This is a genomic window from Isoptericola sp. NPDC019482 (assembly GCF_040632295.1).
GTDB lineage: Bacteria > Actinomycetota > Actinomycetes > Actinomycetales > Cellulomonadaceae > Isoptericola.
In genome coordinates, this window is record NZ_JBEYBQ010000001.1 from 336,114 (window position 1) to 351,827 (window position 15,714).

General features: G+C 72.5%; 12 protein-coding genes. 10 read left to right on the top strand and 2 right to left on the bottom strand.

Translation table 11 applies throughout. The features are described from left to right. Positions 1-14: 14 nt before the first annotated feature. Both ABZ493_RS01490 and ABZ493_RS01495 read left to right on the top strand, forming a co-directional pair. A complete protein-coding gene (locus ABZ493_RS01490; RefSeq protein WP_430580401.1) occupies positions 15-959 on the top strand; it encodes a sugar ABC transporter permease in 945 nt (314 codons plus the stop codon). Further along, positions 952-1,863, top strand: a complete 912-nt coding sequence (locus ABZ493_RS01495; RefSeq protein ID WP_430580402.1) for a carbohydrate ABC transporter permease — start codon at positions 952-954, stop codon at positions 1,861-1,863. Before ABZ493_RS01490 ends, ABZ493_RS01495 begins: the two co-directional genes overlap by 8 nt. Here the strand turns inward: ABZ493_RS01495 and ABZ493_RS01500 are convergent. Continuing rightward, on the bottom strand, positions 1,856-3,046 hold the full coding sequence (locus ABZ493_RS01500) for a helix-turn-helix domain-containing protein (protein ID WP_430580403.1): 1,191 nt from the start codon (positions 3,044-3,046) through the stop codon (positions 1,856-1,858). The two genes, ABZ493_RS01495 and ABZ493_RS01500, sit on opposite strands and share 8 nt — an antisense overlap. Before the next feature lie 134 nt (positions 3,047-3,180). Here ABZ493_RS01500 and ABZ493_RS01505 point away from each other — a divergent pair, with 134 nt between their 5' ends. The 8 genes from ABZ493_RS01505 to ABZ493_RS01540 all read left to right on the top strand — a co-directional run bounded on the left by ABZ493_RS01505 (position 3,181) and on the right by ABZ493_RS01540 (position 14,631). Then, on the top strand, positions 3,181-4,968 hold the full coding sequence (locus ABZ493_RS01505) for an aldehyde dehydrogenase family protein (RefSeq protein WP_430580404.1): 1,788 nt from the start codon (positions 3,181-3,183) through the stop codon (positions 4,966-4,968). Positions 4,969-5,015: 47 nt separating this feature from the next. Then, positions 5,016-6,602: an AMP-binding protein gene (locus tag ABZ493_RS01510; protein WP_430580405.1), complete on the top strand. Its 1,587-nt coding sequence runs from the start codon at positions 5,016-5,018 to the stop codon at positions 6,600-6,602. Then, the gene (locus tag ABZ493_RS01515) at positions 6,599-8,245 is read left to right on the top strand and encodes a GMC family oxidoreductase N-terminal domain-containing protein (RefSeq protein ID WP_430580406.1); all 1,647 of its coding nucleotides are present in this window, start codon (positions 6,599-6,601) and stop codon (positions 8,243-8,245) included. Before ABZ493_RS01510 ends, ABZ493_RS01515 begins: the two co-directional genes overlap by 4 nt. Positions 8,246-8,297: 52 nt before the next feature. After that, positions 8,298-9,056, top strand: coding sequence for a GH25 family lysozyme (locus ABZ493_RS01520; protein WP_430580407.1), 759 nt, complete (start codon positions 8,298-8,300; stop codon positions 9,054-9,056). A gap of 122 nt (positions 9,057-9,178) precedes the next feature. Further along, the gene (locus ABZ493_RS01525; RefSeq protein WP_430580408.1) at positions 9,179-9,775 is read left to right on the top strand and encodes a PadR family transcriptional regulator; all 597 of its coding nucleotides are present in this window, start codon (positions 9,179-9,181) and stop codon (positions 9,773-9,775) included. Positions 9,776-9,835: 60 nt separating this feature from the next. Next, on the top strand, positions 9,836-11,617 hold the full coding sequence (locus ABZ493_RS01530; protein WP_430580409.1) for a sulfatase: 1,782 nt from the start codon (positions 9,836-9,838) through the stop codon (positions 11,615-11,617). Positions 11,618-11,662: 45 nt separating this feature from the next. After that, positions 11,663-13,009 (top strand): MFS transporter, encoded by a 1,347-nt coding sequence (locus tag ABZ493_RS01535; RefSeq protein WP_430580410.1) that lies wholly within the window; start codon positions 11,663-11,665, stop codon positions 13,007-13,009. Positions 13,010-13,152: 143 nt separating this feature from the next. Beyond that, a complete protein-coding gene (locus ABZ493_RS01540; RefSeq protein ID WP_430580411.1) occupies positions 13,153-14,631 on the top strand; it encodes a mannitol dehydrogenase family protein in 1,479 nt (492 codons plus the stop codon). A 4-nt stretch (positions 14,632-14,635) separates the two neighbouring features. Here the strand turns inward: ABZ493_RS01540 and ABZ493_RS01545 are convergent, their stop codons facing one another. After that, positions 14,636-15,709 carry a YihY/virulence factor BrkB family protein gene (locus ABZ493_RS01545; RefSeq protein ID WP_430580412.1) on the bottom strand — a complete coding sequence of 358 codons (1,074 nt, stop codon included), beginning with the start codon at positions 15,707-15,709 and terminating at the stop codon, positions 14,636-14,638. Positions 15,710-15,714: the final 5 nt, after the last annotated feature.

Here is a 15,714-nt window from a genome sequence, read left to right on the forward strand (position 1 = left end):
ACGGGCGCGTCCGGATGAGCGCGATCACCGAGCTCTCGAAGCTGAAGCGGGGCGGGCGCCCGGTGGACCCGCGCGAGCGGAAGGCGGCGCGCCGGGACAACAAGGCGGCCTTCGTCTTCCTGCTCCCGTGGCTCCTGGGCCTCGTGATCATCACGGCGGGCCCGATGATCGCGTCGTTCTACCTGTCCTTCACGGACTACAACCTGCTCGAGGACCCCAACTGGGTCGGCGCGGAGAACTACCTCCGGATGCTGAGCGACGAGCGCCTGCACCAGTCGCTCAAGGTGACCCTCACGTACGTCGTCGTGGGCGTGCCGCTCCAGCTCGCCGTCGCCCTCTTCATCGCGGTGGCGCTCAACCGGGGGATGCGCGGGCTGTCGTTCTACCGCTCGGTGTTCTACCTGCCGTCGCTGCTGGGCGGCTCGGTGGCCATCGCCATCCTGTGGCGCCAGATCTTCGGCACCACCGGCCTGGTCAACCAGGTGCTCGGGCTGTTCGGCATCGAGGGGATGGGCTGGATCTCCAGCCCGGACACGGCGCTCGGCACGATCATCCTGCTGCACGTGTGGACGTTCGGGTCGCCGATGATCATCTTCCTCGCCGGGCTGCGGCAGATCCCGACCATGTACTACGAGGCCGCCGCGGTCGACGGGGCCACCAAGGCCAAGCAGTTCTGGCGCATCACGATGCCGATGCTCACGCCGATCATCTTCTTCAACATCGTGCTGCAGACGATCGGCGCCTTCCAGTCCTTCACGCAGGCGTTCATCATCTCGGGCGGGATCGGCGGCCCGTCCGACTCGACGCTCTTCTACACGATGTACCTCTACAACACGGGGTTCAAGGACTTCGAGATGGGCTACGCGTCCGCGATGGCGTGGCTGCTCGTCCTCATCGTCGGGGCCCTCACGGCCGTCAACTTCATCGCCTCGAAGTATTGGGTCTACTACGATGACTGAGACCATCCCCCGAGAGCTCGACACGGCTCCTGCCGCACCCGAGCCAGCGCCGGTCGCGGTGCGACGGCGGCGCTCCTCGCGCCCCGTGCGGAGCGTCCTCAAGCACCTCGTGCTGATCGTCACGGGCGCCGTGATGATCTACCCACTCCTGTGGATGGTGGTCTCGTCGCTGCGGCCCGACGACCTCATCTTCAGCCAGCCCGGCCTGTGGCTCAGCGACGTCGACCTGTCGCACTACCCGGACGGGTGGAACGCGCTCAGCCACCCCTTCGGCCGCTACATGCTGAACTCGGCGGTCGTGGTGCTCGGGTCCGTGCTCGGCACGCTCGTCTCGTGCTCGATGGCGGCCTACGCGTTCGCGCGGATGCGGTTCTCGGGCAGGACGATCCTGTTCGCGGTCATGCTCATCACGATCATGCTCCCGGGGCACGTCACGCTCGTGCCGCAGTACGTGCTGTTCTCCCAGCTCGGCATGGTGAACACGTTCTGGCCGCTGGTCGGGCCGAACATGCTGGCGACCGACTCGTTCTTCATCTTCCTCATGGTCCAGTTCATCCGCGGGTTGCCCAAGGAGCTGGACGAGGCGGCCCGGATCGACGGCGCCGGCCACGCCCGGATCTTCCTGCGCATCATCCTGCCGCTGATGACGCCGGCCCTCGCGACGACGGCGATCTTCACGTTCATCGGCACCTGGAACCAGTTCTTCAGCGCCCTCATCTACCTCACCGACACGGACATGATGACCGTGCCGGTGGCCCTGCGGCTGTTCGTCGACTCGCAGGGGGAGAGCAACTGGGGAGCCATGTTCGCGATGTCGATCGTGTCCCTGCTGCCCGTGTTCTTCGTGTTCCTCTTCGGTCAGCGGTTCCTCGTGCGCGGCATCGCCACGACCGGCATCAAGTGAGGCCACCGAGCCGAGTCGCGCGGAGCGCCGCGTAGAGCTCCGCGGCCTGCGCGGGGCGGGCGACGGAGCGGCCGGTGAGCTCCTGGACGCGCCCGAGGCGGTAGCCGACGGTGTTGCGGTGGCAGTGCAGGGCCCGCGCGGCCTCGGCGGTCGAGCCGTCGGCGAGGAACCAGGCCTCCAGCGTGTCGAGCAGATGGGTCTGGTCGGGGGAGTCGGCGAGGGCGCCGAGCACCGAGGACCGCAGCTCGGCGGCCTGCTCGGGGTGCGTCACCAGCAGGACGTCGACGGGCGCGACGCCGAACGCGTGCGAGCCCGCCGTGCCGCGCGGGACGCACTCGAGCGCGACGCGCGCCTCGCGCAGCCCGCGCCGGACGTCGGCGACCGACGGCAGAGCGCCGGAGACGCCGACGCGTGCGGTCGCGGAGGCGTCGACGACGTCCGCGGCGCCGGCGAGGTCGGCCGCGGCGCGGGCCGCGACGATGCCGACGCGCTCGGCGCCCCACGTGGACCAGGAGGAGCGCACGCCCCGCTGACGGAGCCGGGCCTCGACGTCGGGGAGGGGGTCGTCGCCGGTCGGGTCGAGCTCCGCGGACACGACGAGGTAGTGGCCGTGCTCGGGGAGGCCGAGCGTCCGGAGGATCCCTGTGGCCTCGTGGAGCGGGGTGTCGGCGTCGAGCAGGGACACCAGCATGAGGCTGCGGGCGTGCTGGTTGCGACGGTCGCGCTCGTCGACGACGTCGCGGTACGCCTCGGCCGCGACGCTCGAGAAGCGGTCGATGATGCCCCAGACGTCGGACGACGCGCGCAGCAGCTCCTCCGACCGGTGGCGGGAGGCGGCGTTCGAGACCATCTCGTCCCACAGGGCCAGCCCGGCCAGACGATAGGCGTGCAGGAGGCCGGCGAGCGGGATGCCATGCTCGGCCTTGAGGCGGCCGGCGTCGCGGGCCGGCTGAAGGTCGTCCGGCTCGCCGCTCATGCTGTGCAGGAGCGCCTCGATGTTGACGGCGACGACGGCGTGCAGGGCGCCGACCGGCAGGGCGGACTCCGCGTAGGCGTGCTCGCCCGCCAGGATCTGCGCGACGACGCGGTCGGTGACCGTCGGCACCGACCCCAACAGCTCGCGGAACAGGTCGCCGGCGGGCGGGAGCGGCGCGGTCCCGGCCACGCCCTCGTGGATCGTCATGCGGACCAGGCTACCGGCCGCGGCCGGGCGTTTCTTGTGCCGCTGCACAAACTTCCCCAGCCAACAGGGGGCAGCCGCCCATGGAGTCCACACCGGTGCCGAGGTCACACTCGAGGCACGATCGAAGGAGATCCATGACCACCACCGAGAGCGCATCGCCGTCGGCCGCCGCCGACCGCACCACCCTGGACGACACGGAGCGCGCCGCCCTCGACGCGGCGATCGACGAGCTCGCGGCCGGCGAGCGCCGCTGGGCCGACACCTCCCTCGCGGCACGCGCCGCCCTCCTCGCCCGCACGCACGCGACGATCGCCGCGAACGCTGAACGCTGGGCCACGACCGCCGGCCGCATCAAGGGGCTGGCCCCCGACTCGCCCCTCATGGGCGAGGAGTGGATCTCCGGCCCCTACCCGGCGCTGACCGGCTTCGCTCAGCTCTCCCGCTCGCTCCAGGCGCTGGCCGAGCGGCGCAGCCCGCTCGCAGGGGCCCGGTTCGGCACGGCGCCCGGCGGCCGCACCACGGTGCGCGTGCTGCCGCACAGCGCCCACGAGGCGATCCTGCTGCACGGGTTCCGCGCGGAGGTCTGGCTGCGGCCGGGCGTCGCGGCGTCCACCGCGCGGTCGCACGCCGGGCTCGCGCAGCACCACCCGAGCCGCACCGGGGGTGTGGGCCTCGTGCTCGGCGCGGGCAACATCACCTCGATCGCGCCGCTCGACGTCGCGTCCGAGCTGGTCGCGCACAACCGGGTCGCGCTGCTCAAGCTCAACCCCACGCTCGACGACCTCGAGCCGGTGCTCCGCGCCGCCCTGGCGCCCCTGGTCGAGGCCGGTGTGCTGCGTATCGTGCGCGGCGGAGCCGACGCGGGCGCCTACCTGACCGGGCACCCGGGCATCGCGCACGTCCACATCACCGGCAGCTCCGTCACGCACGACGCCATCGTGTGGGGTCCCGGCGACGAGGGCCGCGCGCGCAAGGCGGCGGGAACGCCGGTCCTCGACAAGGACATCACCAGCGAGCTCGGCGGCGTGGCGCCGGTCGTCGTCGTCCCCGGCGACTGGTCCGCCGACGACCTGCGCTACCAGGCCGAGCACGTCGCGACCATGCGGCTGCACAACGGCGGCTACAACTGCATCGCCGGGCAGGTCGTCATCGTCAGCCGGGACTGGCCGCTCAAGGATGCGTTCCTCGCCGCGCTGCGGGACGCGCTCGACCGGGCCCCCGCCCGCCCGGCCTGGTACCCGGGCAGCGCCGCGCGCCTCGCGTCCGCCGCGGCGTCCTACCCGGGCGCGACCCGCCTCGGCCCGGACGGCGGTCGCCTGCTCGTCGACCTCACCGGGAACGCCGGCGGCCACGGCCCTGACGCGGCAGCCCCGGAGCGCGCGGCGGTGGAGCGGACCGAGTACTTCGCCCCCGTGCTCGGCGTCGTCGAGCTGCCCGGCACGGGGCAGCGGTTCCTCGACGCCGCCGTCGCGCACGCCAACGACGAGCTCGCCGGGACGCTCGGCGCCAACGTCGTCGTCGCGCCGAACGACCGCAGGGCCCTCGGGGCCGGCTTCGACCGGGCGATCGCCGACCTGCGCTACGGCACGATCGGCGTCAACGCGTGGACCGGCGTCGGCTACCTCACGGCGACCGCGCCCTGGGGTGCGTACCCCGGGCACACGCTCGCGGACATCCAGAGCGGCCGCGGCGTCGTCCACAACGCCCTGCTCCTCGACGCCACGGAACGCACCGTCGTCACCGGCCCGTTCCGGCCGTTCCCGCGCTCCGTCGCCCGGGGCGAGCTCGCGCTCTTCCCCAAGCCGCCGTGGTTCGTGACGGCGCGCAGCGCAGCCACGACCGGCCGTCGGCTCACCGCCTTCGCGGCTCGGCCCGGCTGGCTCGCGATGCCGTCCGTCTTCGCCGCCGCGTTCCGCGCCTGACCCCGCCCCTCCCCGCACTCCCTCCCTGGCCCGTCAAAGGAGACGCCATGCCCTTCCGCAGCCCGCTGCCCGACGTCGACATCCCCGACGTCACCCTGTACGACCTGCTGTTCGCCGACCTCGCCGACGCCGACCTCGAGCGCCCGGCGATCATCGACGGCCCGTCCGGGGCCATCACCACCTACGGCGCGTTGCGCGACCAGGTCGACGCCGTCGCCGGGGCGCTCGCCGCCCGGGGGATCCGGCCGGGCGACGTCGTCGCGCTGCTGTCGCCCAACGTGCCCGCGTTCGTGCCGGTGTTCCACGGCGCGCTGCGCGCCGGCGCCACGGTCACGACGATCAACGCGCTCGCGACCGGCGGCGACGTCGCCTCCCAGCTCACCGACTCGGGCGCGACGCTGCTGCTCACGGTGTCCCCGCTGCTGCCCGCCGCGGCCGTCGGCGCCGAGCGCGCCGGACTCCCCGCGGGCCGCGTCGTCGTGCTCGACGGCGCGGACGGGCACGAGTCGCTGGCCGACCTGCTCGCCGAGGCCCGGCCCGCGCCCGACGTCGCCGTCGACCCGGCCACGCACCTCGCGGTGCTGCCGTACTCGTCGGGCACCACCGGGCGGCCCAAGGGCGTCATGCTCACGCACCGCAACCTCGTGGCCAACGTGCTCCAGACCGCCGCCATGATCGACGTGACCCCCGCCGACCGCGTGCTCGCGGTGCTGCCGTTCTTCCACATCTACGGCATGACCGTGCTGCTCAACCTCGCGATGCGTGCCCGGGCGTCGCTCGTCACGATGCCCCGCTTCGACCTGCCGGAGTTCCTGCGCATCACGCAGGAGGAGCGCTGCTCGTTCCTGTTCGTCGCGCCGCCCGTCGCCGTCGCGCTCGCGAAGCACCCGCTCGTCGACCGGTACGACCTGTCGGTCGTGCGTGAGGTCATCTCCGGCGCCGCGCCGCTCGACGGGGAGCTCGGCGGCGCCGTCGCCCGCCGCCTCGGGTGCGTGGTGCGGCAGGGCTACGGGATGACGGAGACGAGCCCGGTGGCGCTGCTCCTGCCCGCCGCCGGCGACCTGCCGCTGTCGAGCATCGGCATCCCCGTCCCCAACGTGGAGTGCCGGATCGTGGACCCTGCGACGGGGGAGGAGATCCCGCTCCCGACGTCGGGCGTCAGCGCGCCCGGCGAGCTGCAGGTGCGGGGTCCGAACATCATGGTCGGCTACCTCGGCAACCCGCAGGCCACCGCCGACACTCTCGACGCCGACGGCTGGCTGCACACCGGCGACGTCGTCACCGCGACGCCCGACGGCGTCGTCACCGTCGTCGACCGCCTCAAGGAGCTCATCAAGTACAAGGGGTACCAGGTGGCTCCCGCGGAGCTCGAGGCGCTGCTCCTCACCCACCCGGGCATCGCGGACGCGGCCGTCGTCGCCGCGCGCGACGCCGAGGGCGAGGAGGTGCCGAAGGCGTTCGTCGTGCTCCAGGACGGCGCGGACCTCTCCGCCGATGACGTCACGGCCTTCGTCGCCGAGCGTGTCGCCCCGTACAAGAAGGTGCGCGAGGTCGTGTTCATCGACGTCGTCCCCAAGTCGGCGTCCGGCAAGATCCTGCGCAAGGACCTGCGCGCGTCGGAGGTGACCGCATGAGCCGGGACCAGCGGGCCACGCCGCCCCACGACTACGTCGTCGTCGGCGCCGGCTCCGCCGGGGCGGCGCTCGCGGGCCGGCTCAGCGCCGACCCCGCGGTGAGCGTCCTCCTGCTGGAGGCCGGCCCGAAGGACACCAAGACGGAGATCCACATCCCGGCCGCGTTCTCCAAGCTGTTCCGCTCCGAGGTCGACTGGGACTACGACACCGAACCGCAGGAGCACCTCGGCGGACGGCGCGTCTTCTGGCCGCGCGGCAAGGTTCTCGGCGGGTGCTCGTCGATCAACGCGATGATGTGGGTCCGCGGGTTCCCCGAGGACTACGACGCGTGGGGCGAGGCGGCCGGCCCCGGCTGGTCGTGGAAGGGCCTGCGGCCCTACTTCGACCGGGTCGAGCGCGTGGCCCCCGGCGTCGAGCGCGACAACGACGACGAGACCGGCCGCGCCGGGGCCGTGCACGTGGAGGACCAGCGCAGCCCCAGCGCGCACACGAGCGCCTACCTGCGGGCCGCCGAGCAGGCCGGGCTGCGCGTCGTGCCGGGGAACGGCCGCGACCAGCGGGGGGTGAGCCGCACCCAGGTCAGCCAGCACCGCGGGTCCCGGTTCAGCACCGCCGACGCGTACCTCAGGCCCGCCCGCAAGAGGCCCAACCTCACCGTCGTGACGGACGCGCAGGCCACCCGCGTCGTCTTCGACGGCACGCGGGCCGTGGGCGTCGAGTACGTGCAGGGCGGGGCGACCCGGGTGGCGCAGGCGCGCCGCGAGGTCGTGCTGTCCGGCGGCGCGGTCAACACGCCGCAGCTGCTCATGCTGTCGGGGGTCGGCGACCGGGACGAGCTCGCCGCCCTCGGGATCCCCGTCGTCGCGCACAGCCCGGAGGTGGGCAAGAACCTGCGCGACCACCTCATGGCGGTGCTGGCGGTCGAGGCGCGCGAGGACACGCTGTTCCTCGCGGAGAAGCCGCGGGAGCTCGTGCAGTACCTGGCGCGCCGACGCGGGATGCTGACGTCGAACGTCGGCGAGGCGTACGGGTTCGTGTCGACCGACCCGGCGGACGAGCTGCCCGACGTCGAGCTGATCTTCGCCCCGGTGGGGTTCGTCGGCGAAGGGCTGGTCGCCTGCGACAGGCATGCCGTGACGCTCGGCGCGATCCTCGTGCAGCCGGAGAGCACCGGCACGATCTCCCTGGCGAGCAGCGACCCGTTCGAGAAGCCGCTCATCGACCCGGGGTACCTCAGCGACCCGGAGGGCCGGGACCGCCGGGCGCTCCTGGCCGGTCTCGGCCTGTGCGAGGAGCTGCTCGTCACGCCCGCCCTGCGCGACGTCACGACCGGTGCGTTCGTGCAGCCGGCGGGCGGGGAGGAGCTGACGCGCGCGGAGCGGGACGAGGTCGCGCTCGCCGACCACGCGCACACGCTGTACCACCCCGTCGGGACGGCGCGCATGGGGTCCGACGACGGCGCGGTGGTCGACGAGGAGCTGCGGGTGCGCGGCGTCACCGGGCTGCGCGTGGCCGACGCGTCGATCATGCCGACGATCATCCGCGGCCACACGAACGCCCCGGCGATCGTCATCGGGGAGAAGGCCGCGGACCTGCTGCTCGGCGTCGAGGCCGCTGCCCGTCGCGTCGTGGCCCAGCGGTAACGGGACCGGCGGCGGCTGGCCTCCGGTCGCCGCCGTCGGGCAGGATCGACGGGTGAGCGAGAGCCGGCCCGGACGACGTCGGACCTGGCGGGTCCTCGGGATCACCGCCGGGGCCGTCGTCGTGCTGCTGGCCGTGCTGGCCCTGCTCGTGTGGAACGGGGTGCTCTGGCCCAACCGTCTGGCCGCCGACAGGTACGCCGTGCGCGGCGTCGACGTGTCCGCCTATCAGGGCGAGATCGACTGGCCGGTCCTCGCGGCGCAGGACCTGGACTTCGCGTTCATCAAGGCGACGGAGGGCTCCTCGCACGTGGACGAGCGGTTCGCGGCGAACTGGGCGGGCGCCGGTGACACCGACCTGCTCGTCGGCGCCTACCACTTCCTCAGCTTCGAGAGCCCCGGCGCGGACCAGGCGGCGCACATGATCGACGTCGTGCCCGCCGAGAGCGGCACGCTGCCGCCCGTCGTCGACGTCGAGTACTACGGCGAGTTCGCCGCCGACCCGCCGACGGTCGACGAGCTGCGCGGCATCCTCGACCCGATGCTCGACGCGCTCGAGGAGCACTACGGCGTGCCGCCGATCCTCTACACGACCCAGCAGATCCGGGCGGACTACCTGGGCGACGACTACGACCGCTACCCGCTGTGGATCCGGTCCGTCGCCTCCACCCCCGACCTGCCGCGCCGCGACTGGGAGTTCTGGCAGTACTCCGACCGCGACACCCTCCCCGGCTACGAGGGCGCGGAGGACCACATCGACATGAACGTGTTCGACGGGACGCTCGAGCACCTGCGCGCGCTGACGCAGCCGTAGGCGGACGACCCCTTCGCGGCGTCCTGTTGACAGGCTATTCCACTCGTGGAATGGTCTCGACCATTCCACTTGTCGCATGGTCGGACGGGGCGTCACATCGCGGTGGCGCGAAGGGAACGGCGATGAAGCTCGAGAACATCCTCCTCGGGGTCCTGCTGCGCAGGCCGTCGACGGGCTACGACCTGAAGAAGTTCATGGACACCTCCGGGCGCTTCATGCGGTCGAACACCCAGATGAGCCAGGTCTACCGCTGCCTGGGGTCGATGGAGGACCGCGGCTGGGTGCGGCACGACGTCGAGGAGCGGCCCGGCGCCCGGGACGCCAAGACGTACCGGGTGACCGCCGAGGGGGAGACGGTCTTCCTCGACTGGCTCACCGGCCCGTACCTGCCGCCGTCGCGCCACGACGACCCGGACCTCGGGGTCCGGCTCACGTTCGCCGGCTTCATGGGCAGGGACGACCTGCTCCGGCTGCTCGACACCGAGATCGAGGCGCGGCAGGCGCAGGTCGCTCGGTACCGGAACCGGGACCGCAGCACCGTCGTCGAGACCTCGCTCCCGTACGACGCCGCGCTCGCGGCGACCGTGGCGGAGTGGTCGCACGTGAAGGGCGCGTCGACCGTCGACGCGCACATCGAGGCCTGCATCGCGCTGCGGGCCAGGCTCGCCGCCGGGGACGTCGAGCCGGCGGAGCCCGCCCCTCCCGCCCGCCTGGGCTGATCCCCGGGGCGGGCGCGACCCGACGCCTGACCGCACCCCAACCACCTCGCAGGAGACTCCGTGCGCGCCATCATCGTCATGTTCGACAGCCTCAACCGGCACATGCTCGGCCCCTACGCCGACACGTTCGTGGACGCCCCGAACTTCGCGCGCCTGGCGCGGAAGGCGGTCACGTTCGACAACTTCTACGCGGGCTCGATGCCGTGCATGCCGGCACGTCGGGAGATGCACACGGGCCGGTACAACTTCCTGCACCGGTCGTGGGGGCCGCTCGAGCCGTTCGACGACTCGATGCCGCAGATGCTCCGGGACTCCGGAGTCCACACGCACCTCACGTCTGACCACCCCCACTACTGGGAGGACGGCGGGGCGACCTACCACACCCGGTACACCACGTGGGAGTTCTTCCGCGGGCAGGAGGGCGACCCGTGGAAGGGCGTGGTCGACGGCAGCGGCCGCACGGCGCCCGAGTCGCGGATGCGGAGCCAGGACGAGGTGAACCGCGGCTACATGCCCACCGAGGCCGAGCACTCGCAGACCCGCACCTTCGACGCCGGCCTGCACTTCCTCGAGACCAACGCCGACGCCGACCGGTGGCTGCTGCAGATCGAGACGTTCGACCCGCACGAGCCGTTCTTCACGCACCAGAAGTACAAGGACCTGTACCCGCACCGCTACGAGGGCCCGCGCTTCGACTGGCCGGAGTACAAGAAGGTCACGGAGCCGGCAGGTCAGGTGGACCACGCGCGCCGCGAGTACGCGGCCCTGGTGTCGATGTGCGACCGCTCCCTGGGCCGGGTCCTCGACGCGATGGACGCGCACGAGCTGTGGGACGACACCATGCTCGTCGTCAACACGGACCACGGTTTCCTGCTCGGCGAGCACGGGTGGTGGGCCAAGTCGGAGCAGCCGTGGTTCAACGAGCTGGTGCACCTGCCGATGTACCTGTGGGACCCGCGCACCGGTGGCCGGGACACGCGCCGCGGCGCGCTCGCGCAGACCATCGACATCGCGCCGACGGTGCTGCGCTACTTCGGCGTCGAGCCGACGGCCGACATGCAGGGCAGCGACCTGTCGGTGGTCCTCGAGGACGACCGCGAGGTCCGTGACGCCGCCCTCTTCGGCATCCACGGGCGGCACGTCAACGTGACCGATGGCCGCTACGTCTACATGCGGGCCGCGGAGACCGAGGCCAACGCGCCGCTCGAGGACTACACCCTCATGCCCACCCACATGCGCTCGCGGTTCTCCGTGGACGAGCTGACCGGCTGGGAGCAGGCGCCGCCGTTCTCGTTCACCAAGGGCCTGTCGACGATGCGCGTACCCGTGGCCGGTCGCGGCCTGCGGCCGTTCGCGCACGGCACGCTGCTGTTCGACCTGGAGGCGGACCCGGCCCAGGAGCACCTGCTGGTCGACGACGACGTCGAGCTGCGCATGGCGCGGCTGCTCGTGGACCGCATGCGGGCGAGTGACGCGCCGGCGAGCCAGTACGCACGCCTCGGCCTGCCGGCCGCCGGAGCGGTCGGGCCCGAGCATCTGCACGTGCGCCTCCACGCCGACCGTGCGCGCGCCCTGGCCGAGCCCCTGCCGTCCGTGGACGAGCTCGCGCGCCCCGACCTGCTCGGCCGGCCGCTGCCGGAGCTGCTCCAGTCGCCGACCCTCCGTGCCGCCGTCGAACGGCACGCGCCGGAGCTGACCACCACGGAGACGATCGCGCTCCCCGCCTCGACGAGCCTGCTCGACCTCGCCGCGCACGCCCGGATGCCGGCGGCGACGCTGCGCGCCCTCGACGCCGAGCTCGCGCGCGCGACGCACGACGCCACGGCGGCCTCGCGCGACTGACCCAGGGCCGCCCCCCGCGGCGGCCCGCGACCCCCAGGACGGACGATGACGACCTCCTCGAGCACGGTGAGCTCCGGCACGGACTCCCAGCCCGCCCCGCCGACGCGGGTACCCCACCGATGGCGCAACCTCTTCACCCTGACCGGGGCGACCGTGGTCGACTCCACCGAGGGCGGGATGCTCAGCACGTTGTTCCCGAGCATCGCCGCGTCCCTCGCCCTGGACAGCAGCCACCTCGGCCGGCTGTCCGCCGTCGCCAAGCTCGCGTCCGCGCCGGCCGGCCCGGCGTGGGCCTGGCTGGCGGGACGGACGTCGCGCAAGTTCGTGCTCGTGACGACGTCGGTCCTGGGAGGGGTCTTCGGCATCGCCGCGGGGTTCGCCGACGGCTACCTGCAGCTGCTCGTCCTGAACACGCTCATGAGCGCGTCGATCATCGGCGGCGCCCCCATCGCCAACGCCGTGATCATGGACAGCTTCGAGGACCGCCGGCGCGCGCAGGCGACGGCGTTCTTCTACGGGATCGTCAACGCCACGGGCAACCTGCTGGGTCCCGTGCTGGCGCTGTACACCCGCAGCCCCGACGGCTGGCGCTACGGGCTGGTCACGATGGGCGCGATCTGCATCGTCGCCGGCGTCGCGCAGGCCGTCTTCTTCAAGGACCCGGGCGTGGGAGCGTCCGACAGCACGCCGGCGGAGCCCACGGGCGGCCGCGTGCGCCGGGCGCAGAACCTCCGGGCCTCGCTGGCCCTGTTCCGGATCCGCAGCTACACGATCATGATGATCTCCCGGCTCATGTCCGGGCACCTGCTCTTCATGGTCTTCGGGGTCCAGTTCCTCGTGACCGACCGCGGCTTCGACAACGCCACCTCGGCCATCGTGCTCGTCCCGGCGGGCGTCGGGTACCTCGTGGGGATCTTCGGATCCGGGTGGGCGCTCCCGATCATCGACGACCGGTTCCCTGCCGTCGGCCGCGTCGCCTTCCTGCAGGCCGCCCAGGTGGTCTTCGCCGTCGTGGCGTTCTTCGGCACCCAGTTCGGCTACACCAGCATCGTGGTGTACGGCGTCTTCTGGTTCCTCATGTCCGTCGCGCAGGGGATGAACGCGCCGGTCAACCGCCCGATCATCGCGTCGGTGGTGCTGCCGGAGTCGCGGGGCCAGGCGTTCGCGATCTTCATCACGGTGTTCGAGACGCTGGGCTGGGCGTTCTTCACCTTCGTCGGCGGGGAGCTGGCGGTCGCCATCGGGATGCAGGGCGCCTTCCTGTGGTTCCTCGTGGTGCTCATGCTGGTCAACGCGGCGTTCCTGTCGCTGCTCTACCGCACCTACCCGCGGGACGCGCGCCACGTGCACGAGATCCTGGCAGCCCGGCGCGCGGTGGCGCTGAAGGGCTGACCCCGCGAAAGGGGCGGAGCCACGAGCTCTCCGCCCTCCGCTCGGACCGCCGGGGCACCACCTGCGCTGTTGCTCGTTTGTGACGGAACGTGTGCTCATTTGCTACGTTGGTGACTCCCGCACCCGAGGAGCAAGGACGCACCATGACCGCACTCAGCGCCGAGACCGTGGCGTCGCTCGCGGGCGACGACCTGGCTGTCCCGCAGTACGACCGCAGCCGCCTGCGCGCCGGGATCGTGCACCTCGGTGTGGGCGGGTTCCACCGCGCGCACCAGGCGATGTACCTGGACCGGCTGATGAACGCCGGCGAGGCGCTCGACTGGGCGATCTGCGGCGTCGGCGTGCTGCCCCACGACGCCCGCATGCGCGACGCGCTCACCGCGCAGGACGGCCTGTACACGCTGGTGCTCAAGCACCCCGACGGCACGCTCGAGGGCCGGGTCATCGGCTCGATCGTGGAGTTCCTGCTCGCGCCGGACGACCCGGAGGCGGTGCTGGAGAAGATGGCCTCCCCGGAGATCCGCATCGTGTCGCTGACCGTCACGGAGGGCGGCTACAACGTCCACCCGGTGACGGGCGAGTTCGACGCCGACGACCCGGCCGTGCGCGCCGACCTGGAGCCCGGCGCCGTGTCCGCCACGACGTTCGGCCTGGTCACCGAGGCGCTGCGCCGCCGCCGGGACCGCGGCGTCCCGCCGTTCACGGTGCAGAGCTGCGACAACATCCAGGGCAACGGCGACGTCGCGCACCGGATGTTCGCCGCGTTCGCCCGCCTCAAGGACCCGGAGCTGGCGGCCTGGATCGAGGAGCACGTGCCGTTCCCCAACTCGATGGTCGACCGCATCACGCCCGTCACCACGGATGACGACCGCGCCATGGTGGCCGAGCGGTTCGGGGTCGACGACGCGTGGCCGGTCGTCGCCGAGCCGTTCACGCAGTGGGTGGTGGAGGACCGGTTCGCCGCGGGCCGCCCGGCGTGGGAGAAGGTCGGCGCGCAGCTCGTCGACGACGTCGAGCCGTACGAGCTGATGAAGCTGCGCCTCCTCAACGCCAGCCACCAGGCCCTGTGCTACCTCGGCTACCTGGCCGGGTACCGGTACGCGCACGAGGTCTGCGCGGACGAGACGTTCGTGCGCTTCCTGCGCGACTACATGGCCCGCGAGGGCGCCCCGACGCTGCTGCCCGTGCCGGGCGTGCACCTCGAGGAGTACGAGGCCACGCTGATCGAACGCTTCGCCAACCCGCACGTGCGCGACACCCTCGCCCGCCTGTGCGCCGAGTCGTCCGACCGCATCCCGAAGTGGCTCGTCCCGGTGATCCGGGCGAACCTCGCCTCCGGCGGCGACGTGCACCGGTCCGCGGCCGTCGTCGCCGCCTGGGCGCGGTACGACGAGGCCGTCGACGAGCAGGGCGAGCCCATCGAGATCGTGGACCGTCTCGCCGACCGGCTCAAGGCCGCGGCGGTGCGGAACCGCGAGGACCCGCTCGTGTTCGTCCGCGACGAGGAGCTGTTCGGCGATCTGGCGTCGGAGCCGCGGTTCGTGGAGGCGTACGTCGCCGCTCTGGACTCGCTGCACACGCTGGGCGCGAGGGCGACCGTGGAGTCGCTGGTCGCCGACTGAGCCCTCACGCGTCGTCGCGGGCCGCGGCCTCCCGGACCTTGCGGGCTTCCGCGACGGCGTCGCGCCGCTTGCCGGCCTTCTTGTCGCTGGCCCTGGTGTCGCGGGGCGGGAGCTGGATGTCCTCCTCGGCGGCGATGCCGTCGTTGAGCTCGCGGCTGCGCTCCACCTCGGCGTCGAGCTCGGCGCCGAACAGCAGCACGAGGTTGACGATCCACAGCCACAGCAGCAGCACGATGACCGTGGCGAGGATCCCGTAGGAGCCGTAGTTCGAGAAGCTGCTGCCGACGTACCACCCGAACGCGGCGGAGGCGATGCCCGTCGCCACGATGGCGACGACGGCGCCCACGCTGAGCCAGCGGAAGCGCGGCCGCTTCACGTTGGGGGTGAAGTGGTACAGCATCGCCACGGCGACGACGACGAGCAGCAGCGCCACGGGCCACTTCGCGATGCCCCACACGGTGAGGGCGACGTCGCCCAGGCCGATCGCCTCGCCCACGGACCGGGCGATCGGCCCGGAGAGCACCAGGCTCGCGACGACGACGGCCGCGATGATCAGGACCACCAGGGCCACGGCGAACATCGCGGGGCGCAGCTTCCAGACCGGGCGGCCCTCCTCGACGTCGTAGATGCGGTTCATCGCGCGGCCGAACGCCCCCACGTACCCGGACGCCGACCACAGGGCCAGCACGAGTCCGACGACGAGGGCGATCCCTGCGCCCGTGTTGCCGACGGCGTTCTCGACGAGCGGCTCGACCATGCCGACGATGTCCTCCGGGAGGAACTCCGAGATGGTGTTCAGCACGGAGTCCAGGGCCTTCTCGGCGTCCCCGACGAACCCCAGCAGCGACACCAGCGCCAGCAGCGCGGGCGCGGACGCCAGGACGGCGTAGTACGTCAGCCCGGCGGCGAGGTCGGTGCACTGGTCGGCCCCGAACTCGCGGACCGTGCCCTTGAGCGCCCGCCCCCAGGAGGGCTTCGGGGCGTCGGACGGGGCGCGCGGGGTGTCGGGGACGTGGTGCGTGGCGTCGTCGTCCGTCTGTCCCTGACGTCCGGGCTGCTGCTCGCCGGTCTCGGTCATGGTGG

What these genes read in the sequence shown, in the direction of transcription:
- ABZ493_RS01490 (WP_430580401.1), top strand. Translation starts at nt 15, where the DNA reads ATGAGCGCGATCACCGAGCTCTCGAAGCTGAAGCGGGGCGGGCGCCCG.
- ABZ493_RS01495 (WP_430580402.1), top strand. Translation starts at nt 952, where the DNA reads ATGACTGAGACCATCCCCCGAGAGCTCGACACGGCTCCTGCCGCACCC.
- ABZ493_RS01500 (WP_430580403.1), bottom strand. Translation starts at nt 3,046, where the DNA reads ATGACGATCCACGAGGGCGTGGCCGGGACCGCGCCGCTCCCGCCCGCC.
- ABZ493_RS01505 (WP_430580404.1), top strand. Translation starts at nt 3,181, where the DNA reads ATGACCACCACCGAGAGCGCATCGCCGTCGGCCGCCGCCGACCGCACC.
- ABZ493_RS01510 (WP_430580405.1), top strand. Translation starts at nt 5,016, where the DNA reads ATGCCCTTCCGCAGCCCGCTGCCCGACGTCGACATCCCCGACGTCACC.
- ABZ493_RS01515 (WP_430580406.1), top strand. Translation starts at nt 6,599, where the DNA reads ATGAGCCGGGACCAGCGGGCCACGCCGCCCCACGACTACGTCGTCGTC.
- ABZ493_RS01525 (WP_430580408.1), top strand. Translation starts at nt 9,179, where the DNA reads ATGAAGCTCGAGAACATCCTCCTCGGGGTCCTGCTGCGCAGGCCGTCG.
- ABZ493_RS01535 (WP_430580410.1), top strand. Translation starts at nt 11,663, where the DNA reads ATGACGACCTCCTCGAGCACGGTGAGCTCCGGCACGGACTCCCAGCCC.
- ABZ493_RS01540 (WP_430580411.1), top strand. Translation starts at nt 13,153, where the DNA reads ATGACCGCACTCAGCGCCGAGACCGTGGCGTCGCTCGCGGGCGACGAC.
- ABZ493_RS01545 (WP_430580412.1), bottom strand. Translation starts at nt 15,709, where the DNA reads ATGACCGAGACCGGCGAGCAGCAGCCCGGACGTCAGGGACAGACGGAC.